Here is a 13,384-nt window from a genome sequence, read left to right as displayed (position 1 = left end):
TGACCTTACTGACCGGACGCCGGAACGGCGGAATCCGAGTCCTTGAGCAGAACGTCCTCGTCGAAGCAGGTGCGCGCGCCGGTGTGGCAGGCGGCGCCCAGCTGGTCGACCTTGACCAGCAGGGTGTCGGCGTCGCAGTCCAGCGCGACGGACTTCACCCACTGGAAGTGGCCGGAGGTGTCGCCCTTGACCCAGTATTCGCGGCGGCTGCGGGACCAGTAGGTGCAGCGGCCGGTGGTCAGCGTGCGGTGCAGCGCCTCGTCGTCCATCCAGCCGAGCATGAGCACCTCTCCGGTGTCGTACTGCTGGGCGATGGCGGGGACGAGCCCGTCGGCACTGCGCTTCAGCCGCGCGGCGATCTCCGGGGCGAGGCTGCTGGGCCGGGGGGTACCGGTCGTACTGGTCATGGATGCCATTGTGCCGCGCGGGACCGGCCGGGCCGGTGCCGCGTCCAGTGCGCGGACTCGTTACCTGGTCGTAGGCTGACAGCATGTCGACCTTCGCCAAGCGTGAACGGCTCCTGCTCGCCGACCTCTTGGAAACCGTCGGACCGGACGCCGAGACCCTCTGCGAGGGCTGGCGCACCCGGGACATGGCGGCACATGTGATCGTGCGCGAGCGCCGCCCGGACGCGGCCGGGGGCACGCTGATCAAACCGCTCGCGCCGCGCCTGGAGAAGGTGATGGCGGATTACACCGCGAAGCCGTACGAGGAGCTGATCCAGCTGATCCGTACCGGCCCGCCGCGCTTCTCGCCCTTCCAGCTGAAGCAGGTCGACGAGGCGGCCAACATCATCGAGTTCTACGTCCACACGGAGGACGTCCGCCGCGCGCAGCCGGACTGGACCCCGCGCGAGCTGGACCCGGTGTTCCAGGACGCGCTGTGGTCCCGGCTGGAGCGTGCCGCCCGGCTGATGGGCCGGAGCGTGCCGACGGGCCTGGTGCTGCGCCGTCCGGACGGCCAGACCGTGGTGGCGCACCGCGGCACCCCGGTGGTCACGGTGACCGGGGAGCCCTCGGAGCTGCTGATGTTCGCGTACGGCCGGCAGGACGTGGCCAGGGTGGATCTGGACGGGGACGCGGACGCGATCACCCGGCTGCACGAGTCCCGGCAGCTGGGCATCTGAGCGGCCGCGCCGTCGGCGGGGGCCGTCAGCCGGGGAGTTCGGCGCGGCGCAGGGCCGGCACGGCGAGGACGACGACCCCGCCGAGTGCGCAGACGGCGGCGCTGACGGCGTAGACCGGGCCGAGCCCGAAGGCGCCGATCGCGGCGGCCGCGAAGGGCATGCTCAGCGGGGTGAGGCCGAGGCTGACGAGGCTGGAGACGGCGGTGACGCGGCCCAGGTAGGCCGGGTCGGACTGGGTCTGCAGCAGGGCCCCGCACAGTGCGCCGCTGAGCCCGGCGAGCAGGCCGACGAGCAGGGCCGTGCCGACGGCGGCGGCCAGGCTCGGCACGAAGGCGAGGGCCCCGATGGCCACGGAGCCCACGGCGCACGCGCATCCGGTGACGAGCCCCGCCCGCGGCACCCGGCCCCGGACGGCCAGCAGCAGCGAGGCGGCTCCCGCGCCGACGCCGAACCCGGCGAGGATCCAGCCCATGCCGGAGGCGCCCCAGCCGCGCCGGTCGGCGAGCAGGGTCAGGCCGACGTTCAGCGGGCCGACGAAGCCCAGGTCGCCGAGGGCGATGGCCAGCATCAGCGGGGCGAGGACGCGGTGCCCGCGGATGTAGCGCAGGCCGGCCTTCAGGTCGTTCCACGCGGTGCCGCTCGTGGCCGCCCCCTGGTCGGCGGGCCGGTCGCCGATGCGGACGGAGATCAGCAGCGGCACGGAGACGGCGATGAGCAGGCCGGCCAGGGCGAAGGCCAGGGGGGCGCCGCCCATCGCCACGCCGAGGCCGCCGAGCGGGGCGCCGGCCACGCTGGAGAACCGGATGGCGAGGCCGCGCATGCCCTGGACGCGGGCGAGCTGGCCCTTGCCGGTGATCCGGGCCGGGAGGGCGCCCACGGCCGGCATGAACACGGCGTCGACGGTGCCGAAGACCAGTGCCAGCAGGGCGAGCGGCCACAGGCCGGGGCTGGTGAGGTAGAGCAGGGCGGCGACGGCGAGGACGGCGGCGCAGCGTACGGCGTCGCTGCCGATGACGACGCGGCGCGGGCCGAGCCGGTCGGCGATCACTCCGCCGCCGAGCAGCAGCACGGCTCTCGGCACCGCGCTGGCCGACATCACCAGGCCGGCCTGGGCGGGGCTGCCGGCCTGGACGGCGGCCCAGGACAGGGCGAGGTAGTAGACGCTGTCGCCGAGCATCGAGGAGGTGTAGGCGCCGAGCCAGCGCAGGACGTTGGGGTCACGGTGGGCGGGGCGGTCACCGGTGGTGGCGGCGGCGGGGGCCGTGGCGGTGGCGGTCATGGAGGGGCCTCTCGGACTCGGTCAGACGCGGAAGGGGAAGCCGTACGTGAACAGCGCGACGTTCTCGCGCTCCTCGGTCCCGCCCTCGGCTTCGGCGGCCCGGCCCTGCTCGTCGTACCGGCGCAGCAGCGCCAGCAGTTCTTCCTTCAGTGCGGTGAGCTCCGCCGGGGTCAGCCGCATCCAGGACTCGCTGTCCATCGCCGCGGTGTTCCACTCGGCGCTCCACGCGGGGCGTTCGTCCAGGTAGCGCCGGTAGCGGTCGGTGCGCTGGTCGTGGAAGAGGCGGGTGGCCGCGAGGTGGGCCGCGGCCTTCTCCGGCTCCTCCCGGAAGTCGGCGCTGCGGATGGTCACGCCGGCCGAGGCGGGCCGCCACCAGCGCTCCCGGGCGTCGCCGGTCTGCGGTTCCGCCTCTTCGATCAGCCCGTGCCCGGCGAGCTTGCGCAGGTGGTAGCTGACCAGGGACACGGCCTCGTCCACGTGCTCGGCGAGCTGGGACGCCGTGGCGACGCGCTCCACGCAGAGCAGGCGGTACAGGTTCGCGCGCAGGGGGTGGGCGAAGGCCTTCAGCGTGCCCACGTCCGTGATCGTGCGGTTCTCTTCGCTCGGCATGATCCGAGGCTAGATGCGAAAGAAAAGTTGCGCAATAAGTTTTGCGCAACTTCCCTTTCGTATCTGGGCACGAGAGAGCCCCGGCCCATTGGCCGGGGCTCTCCATGGCTGCTGCCCGGCTGCTATCTGACGGGGTGACCCGCCCCGCGCAGCGTCTCCTTCACCTCGCCGATCCGCAGGTCGCCGAAGTGGAACACCGACGCGGCCAGCACCGCGTCCGCGCCCGCCTCGACGGCCGGCGCGAAGTCGGCCAGCTTGCCGGCGCCGCCGGAGGCGATCACCGGGACGGTCACGTGCTTGCGCACCGCCGCGATCATCTCCAGGTCGTAGCCGTCCTTCGTGCCGTCGGCGTCCATCGAGTTCAGGAGGATCTCGCCGGCGCCCAGCTCGGCCGCCCGGTGCGCCCACTCCACGGCGTCGATGCCGGTACCGCGGCGACCGCCGTGGGTGGTCACCTCGAAGGAGCCCGACCCGGTGCGCCGCGCGTCCACCGAGAGGACCAGCACCTGACGCCCGAAGCGCTCGGCGATCTCCCGGATCAGGTCGGGACGGGCGATCGCGGCGGTGTTCACGCCCACCTTGTCGGCGCCCGCCCGCAGCAGCTTGTCCACGTCCTCGGCCGTGCGGACGCCGCCGCCGACCGTCAGTGGGATGAACACCTGCTCGGCGGTGCGGCGCACCACGTCGTAGGTCGTCTCCCGGTTGCCCGAGGACGCGGTGATGTCCAGGAACGTCAGCTCGTCGGCGCCCTCGGCGTCGTACACCTTCGCCATCTCGACGGGGTCGCCCGCGTCGCGCAGGTTCTGGAAGTTGACGCCCTTGACGACCCGGCCGTTGTCCACGTCCAGGCAGGGGATGACTCGGACCGCCAGGGTCATGACTGCTCAGGCTCCTCTGAATGCTTCGATTTCTGCTTCGACCAGGATGCGCGGATCCACGAACCCCTCCACGACCAGCAGGGTCGAGACCGGACGCACGGAGTCGAACAGCTCCTTGTGGGCCCGGCCGACGGCGTCCACGTCACGCACATGGGACAGGTACATGCGCGTACGGATCACGGACTCGACGCCGAGCCCGAACTCCGCGATCGCCTCCAGGGCGCTGGTGAAGGCCACCTTGGCCTGTTCGTACGGGTCGCCCTCCCCGTACAGCACGTTGCCCTTGAAGGACGTCGTACCGCCCACCAGCACCCGGTCACCCGCCGCGACGGCGCGTGCGAATCCGAAGCTCTCTTCCCAGGGACTTCCGCTCTGCACCCGCCGTACGGCTTCGGACGTCATGACACCGTGTCCTTTTTCAAGAGGTGGCCTCCAGTGCTTCTTCCAGGGTGAACGCCTTCGCGTACAGCGCCTTCCCGACGATGGCGCCCTCGACACCGAGGGGTACCAGCTCGGCGATGGCGCGCAGGTCGTCCAGGGACGACACGCCGCCGGAGGCCACGACCGGGCGGTCGGTGGCCGCGCAGACGTTCCTCAGCAGCTCCAGGTTCGGGCCCTGGAGGGTGCCGTCCTTGGCGATGTCGGTGACGACGTAGCGGGCGCAGCCCTCCTTGTCGAGGCGCGCCAGCGTCTCGTAGAGGTCGCCGCCGTCGCGGGTCCAGCCGCGGCCGCGCAGGGTCGTGCCGCGCACGTCCAGGCCGACGGCGATCTTGTCGCCGTGCTCGGCGATGACCTTGGCGACCCACTCGGGCGTCTCCAGGGCGGCGGTGCCGAGGTTGACCCGGGTGCAGCCGGTGGCGAGGGCGGCGGCGAGGGTGTCGTCGTCGCGGATGCCCCCGGACAGCTCCACCTTGATGTCCATCGCCTTGGCCACCTCGGCGATCAGCGCGCGGTTGTCACCGGTGCCGAACGCGGCGTCCAGGTCGACCAGGTGCAGCCACTCGGCGCCGGAGCGCTGCCAGGCGAGGGCGGCCTCCAGCGGCGAGCCGTAGGAGGTCTCGGTCCCGGACTCGCCGTGGACGAGGCGGACGGCCTGGCCGTCGCGGACGTCGACGGCGGGGAGGAGTTCGAGCGTGGCCATGGTCTACAGGGTTCCGATCCAGTTGGTGAGGAGCTGGGCGCCGGCGTCGCCGGACTTCTCGGGGTGGAACTGGGTGGCCCACAGGGCGCCGTTCTCCACGGCCGCCACGAACGGCTCGCCGTGCGTCGACCAGGTGACCTTGGGCGACTCGATCAACGGGTTGTGGGTCTCCAGCCGCCAGTCGCGGACGGCGTAGGAGTGCACGAAGTAGTAGCGGGCATCGGCGTCCAGGCCCGCGAACAGCTGCGAGCCGGCCGGGGCGTCGACGGTGTTCCAGCCCATGTGGGGCACGACGTCGGCCTGGAGCGGCTCGACCGTGCCGGGCCACTCGTCCAGCCCCTCGGCCTCCACACCGTGCTCGATGCCGCGCGCGAACAGGATCTGCATGCCGACGCAGATGCCCATGACCGGGCGCCCGCCGGACAGCCGGCGGTCCACCACCCAGTCGCCGCGGGCGTCGCGCAGGCCGCGCATACAGGCGGCGAAGGCGCCGACGCCCGGCACGAGCAGGCCGTCGGCGTTCATCGCCCGGTCGAAGTCACGGGTGATCTCGACGTCGGCGCCCACGCGCGCGAGGGCGCGTTCGGCGGAACGGACGTTGCCGAAGCCGTAGTCGAAGACCACGACCTTCTTGTCGCTCAATTCCACACCTCCAGCCGCAGGACGCCCGCGACCAGGCACATGCCCGCGCCGATGGAGAGCAGCACGATGAGGCTCGTGGGCATCTTCTGCTTCACGAAGGAGACGATGCCGCCGGCAAGGAAGAGGCCGACGACGATCAGGAGGGTCGACAGACCGTTCATGGGTTAGAGCGCGCCCTTCGTGGAGGGGAGGATGCCGGCCGCGCGCGGGTCGCGCTCGGAGGCGTAGCGGAGCGCCCGGGCCAGCGCCTTGAACTGGCACTCCACGATGTGGTGCGCGTTGCGCCCGTACGGCACGTGCACGTGCAGCGCGATCTGCGCCTGGGCGACGAAGGACTCCAGGATGTGCCGGGTCATCGTCGTGTCGTACTCGCCGATCATCGGCGCCATCTTCTCGGGCTCGGTGTGCACGAGGTACGGGCGGCCGGAGAGGTCGACGGTGACCTGGGCGAGGGACTCGTCCAGCGGGACCGTGCAGTTGCCGAAGCGGTAGATGCCCACCTTGTCGCCGAGCGCCTGCTTGAAGGCGGCGCCGAGCGCGAGGGCGGTGTCCTCGATGGTGTGGTGGGAGTCGATGTGCAGGTCGCCGTCGGTCTTCACGGTCAGGTCGAACAGACCGTGCCGGCCGAGCTGGTCGAGCATGTGGTCGTAGAAGCCGACGCCGGTGGCGATGTCGGTCTTCCCGGTGCCGTCGAGGTCTATCTCGACCAGGACCGAGGTCTCCTTGGTGGTGCGCTCGATTCGTCCGACGCGGACATCGCGAGTCATGCCTCAAGCTCCTTCTTCACATCGCGTACCGCGTCCAGGAACGCGTCGTTCTCGGCCGGGGTGCCCGCGGAGACCCGCAGCCACCCCGGTACGCCGTTGTCCCGGACCAGGACGCCCCGGTCGAGGATCTTCTGCCAGGCCGTGTGGGCGTCCGCGAACCGGCCGAACTGCACGAAGTTCGCGTCGGACGCGGTGACGTCGTAGCCGGTCGCGCGCAGCTCGGCGACCAGCCGGTCCCGCTCCGACTTCAGCTGCTCGACGTACCCGAGCAGCGTGTCGGTGTGCTCCAGCGCGGCCAGCGCGGTCGCCTGGGTGATCGCCGACAGGTGGTACGGCAGCCGGACGAGCTGTACGGCGTCCACCACCGCCGGGTCGGCGGCGAGGTAGCCGAGGCGCAGGCCGGCCGCACCGAACGCCTTGGACATGGTCCGGGAGACGACCAGGTGCGGACGGCCCGCCAGCAGCGGCAGCAGCGAGTCGCCGTGGCTGAACTCGACGTACGCCTCGTCCACGATCACCATGGACGGCTTGGCCGCCTGCGCCGCCTCGTACAGCGCGAGGACCGTCTCCGGCGGGACGGCGTTGCCGGTGGGGTTGTTGGGGGTGGTGATGAACACGACGTCGGGCTTGTGCTCGGCGATGGCCCGCCGGGCGGCGCCGAGGTCGATCGTGAAGTCCTCGCTGCGCGGACCGGAGATCCAGCCGGTGCCGGTGCCGCGCGCGATGAGCGCGTGCATCGAGTACGAGGGCTCGAAGCCGATCGCGGTGCGCCCGGGTCCGCCGAAGGTCTGCAGCAGCTGCTGGATGACCTCGTTGGAGCCGTTGGCGGCCCACACGTGCTCGGTGCCGAGCGGGTACTTGCCCGTCCTCGTCAGATAGCGGGCCAGCTCGGTGCGGAGCTGGACCGCGTCCCGGTCCGGGTAGCGGTTCAGGTCGCGGGCGGCCTCCCGCACCCGCTCCGCGATCCGCTCGACCAGCGGCTCGGGCAGCGGGTAGGGGTTCTCGTTGGTGTTCAGCCGTACGGGGACGTCCAGCTGGGGCGCGCCGTAGGGGGACTTGCCGCGCAGCTCGTCCCGTACGGGGAGATCGTCGATGCCGGTCACTTGCTCGTCGGTACCTTCCAGCCGAACCTCGCCTTGATCGCCGCGCCGTGCGCCGGGAGGTCCTCCGCCTCCGCCAGCGTCACCACGTGATGCGCGACCTCGGCCAGCGCGTCCCTCGTGTAGTCGACGATGTGGATGCCGCGCAGGAAGGACTGCACGGACAGGCCCGAGGAGTGGCAGGCGCAGCCGCCGGTGGGCAGGACGTGGTTGGACCCGGCCGCGTAGTCGCCGAGCGAGACGGGGGCCCAGGGGCCGATGAAGATCGCGCCGGCGTTCTTCACCCGGTCGGCCACCGCGGCCGCGTCCGCGGTCTGGATCTCCAGGTGCTCGGCGCCGTAGGCGTCGACCACCCTGAGGCCCTCCTCGACGCCGTCCACCAGGACGATCGCGGACTGCCTGCCCTTCAGCGCGGGCACGATCCGGTCGTCGATGTGCCTGGTGGCCGCGACCTGCGGCTCCAGCTCCTTCTCCACCGCCTCCGCCAGCTCGACGGAGTCGGTGACCAGGACGGCCGCCGCGAGCGGGTCGTGCTCGGCCTGGCTGATCAGGTCCGAGGCGACGTGCACGGGGTCGGCGGTGGAGTCCGCGAGGATCGCGATCTCGGTCGGGCCGGCCTCGGCGTCGATGCCGATCTTGCCGGTGAAGTAGCGCTTGGCGGCCGCGACCCAGATGTTGCCCGGGCCGGTGACCATGTTGGCGGGCGGGCAGGACTCGGTGCCGTGGGCGAACATCGCGACGGCCGTGGCGCCGCCGGCCGCGTACACCTCGTCCACGCCGAGCAGGGCGCAGGCGGCGAGGATGGTCGGGTGCGGCAGGCCGCCGAAGGCGGCCTGGGCCGGCGAGGCGAGCGCGATCGACTCGACCCCGGCCTCCTGCGCGGGCACCACGTTCATGACCACGGAGGACGGGTAGACCGAGCGGCCGCCGGGCGCGTACAGACCGACGCGCTCGACCGGCACCCACTTCTCGGTGACCGAGCCGCCGGGGACGACCTGGGTGGTGTGCGTGGCACGGCGCTGCGCGCGGTGGACCAGCCGGGCGCGGCGGATGGACTCCTCCAGGGCGGCGCGCACGGCCGGGTCGAGACCGGCGAGCGCGTCGGTGAGCGCCCGGGCCGGGACACGGACGGATTCCAGCCGTACTCCGTCGAATTTCTCGGCGAAGTCGATCAGCGCCGCGTCGCCACGATGATGCACGGCCTCGCAGATCGGACGCACCTTCTCCAGGGCGGCCGCAACGTCGAAGTCGGCTCGGGGCAGCAGGTCGCGCAGGGCGGGGCCCTCGGGAAGGGCGTCGCCGCGCAGATCGATTCGGGAAATCACAGTCCCAATTCTCTCAGACCGCCGTCGGGGGCCGTCCGCGCGTATCAATGGCTGATACAGAACGTGGGCCAATGACTGGTACATAGGCTGGCCGGAACTCGGAAGATCACCTTCACGTGTGGTGTTCCGGGGGTCACGCAGCGGGCATGAACGGCTGTACGAAAACCACCGAACGGAGAGAGGAGAGCGGTGACCGAGGGGGCCGGCATCCGCACGGGGGATCTGCCGGACGACCTGTCCGCGCCCGAGGCGGGCATGTGGCAGGCCTTCCGCAACGGCAGCGTGTACGACCTGAGCAGCGGGGACTTCACGGTGGACGATCCGCACGGCGGGCACCCCTGGGGTCCCGAGCGGACCGTGCGGGCCCGCATCGTGTGCTGGCTGCTGCTGGACGGCCCGCCGGCGCTGGCCGGCCGGGTGTCCGCGCTGAAGCTCGTCGGCGTGCGGATCACCGGCGCCCTGGACCTGGCGGGCGGCCAGGTCACCCCGTACCTGGAGCTGCGCGGCTGCCGCTTCGACGAGGAGGTCCGGCTGCCGGAGGCCCGGTTCACCACCGTCCGCATGGTGGACTGCTCGGTGCCACGCCTGGAGGCGGCCCGGGTGCACACGGAGGGTGACCTGCATCTGCCGCGCTGCCGGTTCCGCAGCGGGGTCCGGCTGACGGACGCGCACATCGGCACCGATCTGCTCCTCAACCAGGCCGTCGCGCACCGCGACCGCAGCGGCCGGTCGATCGCGGCGGACGGCATGACCGTCGGCCAGGACCTCCAGGCGGAGATGCTGGAGTCGCACGGCGAGATGAGCCTGCGCGGCGCCCAGATCGGCGTCTCGCTCAGCCTGCGCGGCGCGCGGCTCACCAACCCCTACTCCCGCTTCGCCCTGAACGCGCCCCAGATGACGGTCGAGCGCACCCTGTACCTGACCCCGGCGGGCGTGGGCAGCCCGCAGCTGAGCGGCACGACACCCGCGCGCGGGACGCGGATCCAGCGGTTCGAGTGCCGGGGCGGGGTGCGGCTGGACGACGGGCGGTTCGGGGACGCCGTCGACCTGGAGCGGGCCCGGTTCGTCTTCACCGACGACCAGGAGCTGTCCCTGCGCCGGGCGCAGACCCCGGAGCTGCGCTTCCTCGGGGACAAGCCGCAGCGCGGCAAGGTCGTGCTGTCGGGCGCCCGGATCACGACCCTGGTGGACCGCGCGAGCAGCTGGCCGGACGCCGGCAACCTGCACATGGGCGGGTTCACCTACGAGAACCTGGTGCCACAGGGCCCGTTCCCGCTGACCCGGCGCCTGGACTGGGTGGCGGCGGCCACCGCGGAGTACGCCCCGGAGCCGTACGAGCGGCTGGCCTCGGTACTGAGGGCCGCCGGGGAGGACGAGGACGCGCGCGAGGTGCTGCTCGCCAAGCAGCGCCGGCGGCGCGAGACCCTGCCGCCCGCCGCCAAGGTCTGGGGCTTCGTGCAGGACTGGACCGTCGCCTACGGCTACCGTCCGGGCCGCGCCGCGGTGTGGATGGCGGTGCTGTGGGCGGCGGGCACGCTGGCGTTCGCCCACGCCGGGCATCCGCCCATGAACCCCGGCGGTCACCCGGCCTGGAACCCGGCGCTCTTCACGCTGGACCTGCTGCTGCCGGTGATCGACCTGGGCCAGGTGGGCCAGTGGCAGCTGCGGGCCGGCTGGCAGTGGCTCGCGGCGGCGATGGTCCTGCTCGGCTGGGTCCTGGCGACGACGGTCGCGGCGGGCGCGACCCGGCTGCTGCGCCGGAGCTGACGGCCACGCCCGGGCCGGAGCCGGAGCGCACGGCCACGCCCGGCCGGAGCCGAGGGGTACGCCCCGGCCGGAGCCGCGGCCGGATCGCCGTCACCGGCGGAACACGCCCCTCACCGACACCACCCGCACACAATACGAACATTCACCCTTTACCGGCCCTTGACCGTACGCCGTACAACCTTCCATGACTTGCCACAACCCTCTGGCGCCGCCCCGACCTGCGGACTTTCAATGGTCGTCACCATGGCTCTGCTGCCCTCGTTCATCCGCCCCACCCGGATGACCAAACGCTTCGCGCGCCCGGCCGGCCGGCCACCGGCCAGGGACGAGGCCGTGCTCGACGCGCCCGACGAGCTCCTCTCGCCCGCGCTCGTCGCGGCCGGCCGGGGCGAGTACGCCACCGCGGCCGGCCTGCTCGCCGCCACCCGCGCCGCGGCCGAGTGGGAGTGGCGCGACCGGTACGTACGGCGCCTGGCCGCCTTCGCCCGCTCGCGCACCGAGTGGTACGAGGAGTGGCTCGGCGCCGCCCCGGACGACCCCGGGGCGCTGCTGGTCGGGACCCAGCTGGCGGTGGACCGGGCCTGGCCCTCGCCGGCCCGGGCCGAGCTGCTGGGCGAGGTGAGCCCGCTGATCACGGCCGCCGCCCGCGCCGACGGCCTCGACCCGGTGCCCTGGCGGATCGCGCTCGACCACGCGCGCGGCTCGCGGGCCGGGCACCGCTACTTCGAGGAGCTGTGGGAGGCGGCCGTCCGGCGGGCCCCGCACCACTACGGCTGCCATGTGGCCGCCCTGCGCTATCTGGCCGCCTCCTGGCACGGCTCCCACCGCGAGTGCTTCGACTTCGCCGACCGGGCCGCGCAGGACGCCCCGGCCGACTCGCTGGTCCAGGCCCTGCCCGCCCGGGCGGCCTTCGGCTACCTGACCGACGGCTGCGGCCCCGCCGTGCCGCGCGCCCGGCTGGACGCGGCGGCCGACCGCGCGATCGAGCTGTCCGGGCGCCTCCCGGCGGCCGACCCGGCTCCCGCCGAGGTGCGCAACAAGCTGCTGTACGTGCTGCTGCGGCTGGACCGCTGGGAGGACGCCCGCGTCCAGCTGCGCCTGATCGGCCCGTACGCCACCTCGTTCCCCTGGGGCCGGTTCTCCGACGACCCGCTGGGCCACTTCCTGCGCCTGCGGGAACACCTGGAGACGGCGGGCCCGGGAGCCGCTCCGGCGGGGCTGCTGACGGGGCCGCCGGAGTCCCTCGACGGCCGGCGCGGACACGCCCGCGCCGCCGACCATTAGGCTGGGGCGCCGTGACCACCGTCCGTCTCCCGCTCTTTCCGCTGAACTCGGTGCTGTTCCCGGGGCTCGTGCTGCCGCTGAACGTCTTCGAGGAGCGTTATCGCGCCATGATGCGCGACCTGATGAAGACCCCGGAGGACGAGCCGCGCCGGTTCGCGGTCGTCGCCATCCGCGACGGCTACGAGGTGGCGCCGAGCTCCTCGGGCATGCCGGATCCCACGGCACAGCCCGAACGGGGCCCGGCCGCCGGCTTCGGCCCCGACCCGCTCAAAGCCTTCCACGGGGTGGGCTGTATCGCGGACGCGGCGACCGTCCGGGAGCGGTCCGACGGCACGTTCGAGGTGCTGGCGACCGGCACGACCCGGGCGCGGCTGCTGTCCGTGGACGCGTCGGGACCGTTCCTGACCGCGGAGCTGGAGGAGCTGGCCGAGGAGCCCGGGGACGAGGCCGGCGCGCTGGCCGAGGGCGTCCTGCGCTCCTTCCGGCAGTACCAGAAGCGGCTGGCGGGCGCCCGGGAGCGCTCGCTGTCCACCAGTGCCGAACTGCCGGACGATCCGGGCGTGGTGTCGTACCTGGTGGCGGCGGCGATGGTGCACGACACGCCGACCAAGCAGCGGCTGCTCCAGGCGCCGGACACCGCGTCCCGGCTGCGGGACGAGCTGAAACTCCTTCGCGCGGAGACGGCGATCATCCGTAACCTGCCGTCGCTGCCCGCGTTCGAGCTGACGCGGGCGCCGACCAGCCTGAACTGAGGACCAGCGGGAAGACCGAGGCCGGGACACTCCGATGGCGAAGAAGCCGAAGAAGCAGCAGGAAAGCGGGGGCCGGGCGGGGACGCCCGCCACGGTCGCCCTGACGGCGGCGGGTGTGGACTTCACCGTCCACTCCTACGACCACGACCCGTCCCACCCCTCCTACGGCGAGGAGGCGGCGGAGGCGATGGGCGTCTCCCCCGACCGCGTCTTCAAGACCCTGGTGGCCGACGTGGACGGCTCCCTGGTGGTGGGCGTGGTCCCGGTGGCCGGCTCCCTGGACCTGAAGGCCCTGGCGGCGGCGGTGGGCGGCAAACGGGCGGCCATGGCCGACCCCGCCCTCGCCGAACGCACCACGGGTTACGTGCGCGGCGGCATCTCCCCGCTGGGCCAGCGCAAGCGGCTCCGCACGGTCCTGGACGACTCGGCCGGGGCCCACGCGACGATCTGCGTCTCGGCGGGCCGCAGGGGCCTGGAGGTCGAACTCTCCCCCACCGACCTGACCACCCTCACGAACGCGGTACTGGCCCCCATCGGCCGAGGCTGACACCCCCGGCGAGCCGACCGAGACAGGGACGGGGGGTCCCGGTGAGCCTGCCGTGACGGGGGCGCGGGGTTCCGGCCGGGCGGCCGGGGTCCCGGGTGCGTGCGCCTGTTCGGCGGGGTTCGGCCGGTGGACGGTGCCCTTGCTGCCGGCCGAGTCGGGTGGGCGGT

Annotated in this window: 16 protein-coding genes; 5 read left to right on the top strand and 11 right to left on the bottom strand. The window is 72.9% G+C overall.

Going from position 1 to position 13,384, the window contains the following annotated elements:
* Positions 1–5 precede the first annotated feature (5 nt).
* Complete coding sequence (gene hisI, locus FHS34_RS36135) at positions 6–407, bottom strand: phosphoribosyl-AMP cyclohydrolase (RefSeq protein WP_184973575.1); 402 nt, start codon at positions 405–407, stop codon at positions 6–8.
* Positions 408–490: 83 nt separating this feature from the next.
* Between hisI and FHS34_RS36130 the strand changes: the two genes are divergently transcribed.
* On the top strand, positions 491–1,126 hold the full coding sequence (locus FHS34_RS36130; protein ID WP_184973573.1) for a TIGR03085 family metal-binding protein: 636 nt from the start codon (positions 491–493) through the stop codon (positions 1,124–1,126).
* A gap of 25 nt (positions 1,127–1,151) precedes the next feature.
* Here FHS34_RS36130 and FHS34_RS36125 read toward each other — a convergent pair whose 3' ends face one another.
* The 10 genes from FHS34_RS36125 to hisD all read right to left on the bottom strand — a co-directional run bounded on the left by FHS34_RS36125 (position 1,152) and on the right by hisD (position 8,867).
* A complete protein-coding gene (locus FHS34_RS36125; RefSeq protein ID WP_184973571.1) occupies positions 1,152–2,405 on the bottom strand; it encodes an MFS transporter in 1,254 nt (417 codons plus the stop codon).
* Between the two features lie 21 nt (positions 2,406–2,426).
* On the bottom strand, positions 2,427–3,014 hold the full coding sequence (locus FHS34_RS36120) for a helix-turn-helix domain-containing protein (RefSeq protein WP_184973569.1): 588 nt from the start codon (positions 3,012–3,014) through the stop codon (positions 2,427–2,429).
* A 122-nt stretch (positions 3,015–3,136) separates the two neighbouring features.
* Positions 3,137–3,892 carry an imidazole glycerol phosphate synthase subunit HisF gene (gene hisF, locus FHS34_RS36115; RefSeq protein ID WP_184973566.1) on the bottom strand — a complete coding sequence of 252 codons (756 nt, stop codon included), beginning with the start codon at positions 3,890–3,892 and terminating at the stop codon, positions 3,137–3,139.
* Between the two features lie 6 nt (positions 3,893–3,898).
* Positions 3,899–4,294, bottom strand: a complete 396-nt coding sequence (locus FHS34_RS36110) for a RidA family protein (protein ID WP_184973564.1) — start codon at positions 4,292–4,294, stop codon at positions 3,899–3,901.
* Positions 4,295–4,310: 16 nt separating this feature from the next.
* Positions 4,311–5,033: a bifunctional 1-(5-phosphoribosyl)-5-((5-phosphoribosylamino)methylideneamino)imidazole-4-carboxamide isomerase/phosphoribosylanthranilate isomerase PriA gene (priA, locus tag FHS34_RS36105; RefSeq protein WP_184973562.1), complete on the bottom strand. Its 723-nt coding sequence runs from the start codon at positions 5,031–5,033 to the stop codon at positions 4,311–4,313.
* A gap of 3 nt (positions 5,034–5,036) precedes the next feature.
* Entirely contained in the window at positions 5,037–5,681 is a 645-nt protein-coding gene (hisH, locus tag FHS34_RS36100; RefSeq protein ID WP_184973560.1) for an imidazole glycerol phosphate synthase subunit HisH, read from the bottom strand.
* Positions 5,672–5,836 carry a CG2302 family histidine operon protein gene (locus FHS34_RS36095; RefSeq protein ID WP_184973558.1) on the bottom strand — a complete coding sequence of 55 codons (165 nt, stop codon included), beginning with the start codon at positions 5,834–5,836 and terminating at the stop codon, positions 5,672–5,674. The genes hisH and FHS34_RS36095 overlap by 10 nt, the downstream gene beginning before the upstream one ends.
* A gap of 3 nt (positions 5,837–5,839) precedes the next feature.
* Positions 5,840–6,442: an imidazoleglycerol-phosphate dehydratase HisB gene (hisB, locus tag FHS34_RS36090; protein ID WP_184973556.1), complete on the bottom strand. Its 603-nt coding sequence runs from the start codon at positions 6,440–6,442 to the stop codon at positions 5,840–5,842.
* Positions 6,439–7,545 (bottom strand): histidinol-phosphate transaminase, encoded by a 1,107-nt coding sequence (locus FHS34_RS36085; RefSeq protein ID WP_184973554.1) that lies wholly within the window; start codon positions 7,543–7,545, stop codon positions 6,439–6,441. The genes hisB and FHS34_RS36085 overlap by 4 nt, the downstream gene beginning before the upstream one ends.
* Positions 7,542–8,867, bottom strand: coding sequence for a histidinol dehydrogenase (gene hisD, locus FHS34_RS36080; RefSeq protein ID WP_184973552.1), 1,326 nt, complete (start codon positions 8,865–8,867; stop codon positions 7,542–7,544). Before hisD ends, FHS34_RS36085 begins: the two co-directional genes overlap by 4 nt.
* A gap of 189 nt (positions 8,868–9,056) precedes the next feature.
* On the opposite strand from hisD, the gene FHS34_RS36075 reads away from it, so the two are divergent.
* The 4 genes from FHS34_RS36075 (at position 9,057) to ybaK (ending at position 13,217) form a co-directional block, all read left to right on the top strand.
* Positions 9,057–10,634, top strand: a complete 1,578-nt coding sequence (locus FHS34_RS36075; RefSeq protein WP_184973550.1) for an oxidoreductase — start codon at positions 9,057–9,059, stop codon at positions 10,632–10,634.
* 243 nt (positions 10,635–10,877) lie between these two features.
* On the top strand, positions 10,878–11,918 hold the full coding sequence (locus FHS34_RS36070) for a hypothetical protein (protein WP_372478618.1): 1,041 nt from the start codon (positions 10,878–10,880) through the stop codon (positions 11,916–11,918).
* An 11-nt stretch (positions 11,919–11,929) separates the two neighbouring features.
* Positions 11,930–12,670, top strand: a complete 741-nt coding sequence (locus FHS34_RS36065; protein WP_184973545.1) for an LON peptidase substrate-binding domain-containing protein — start codon at positions 11,930–11,932, stop codon at positions 12,668–12,670.
* Positions 12,671–12,704: 34 nt separating this feature from the next.
* A complete protein-coding gene (gene ybaK, locus FHS34_RS36060) occupies positions 12,705–13,217 on the top strand; it encodes a Cys-tRNA(Pro) deacylase (protein WP_184973542.1) in 513 nt (170 codons plus the stop codon).
* Positions 13,218–13,384 lie beyond the last annotated feature (167 nt).

The organism is Streptomyces echinatus, from assembly GCF_014203595.1.
Taxonomy (GTDB): domain Bacteria; phylum Actinomycetota; class Actinomycetes; order Streptomycetales; family Streptomycetaceae; genus Streptomyces; species Streptomyces echinatus.
Note: the sequence above shows the minus strand (reverse complement) of the source record. Positions and strands in the feature narration are given on the sequence as shown.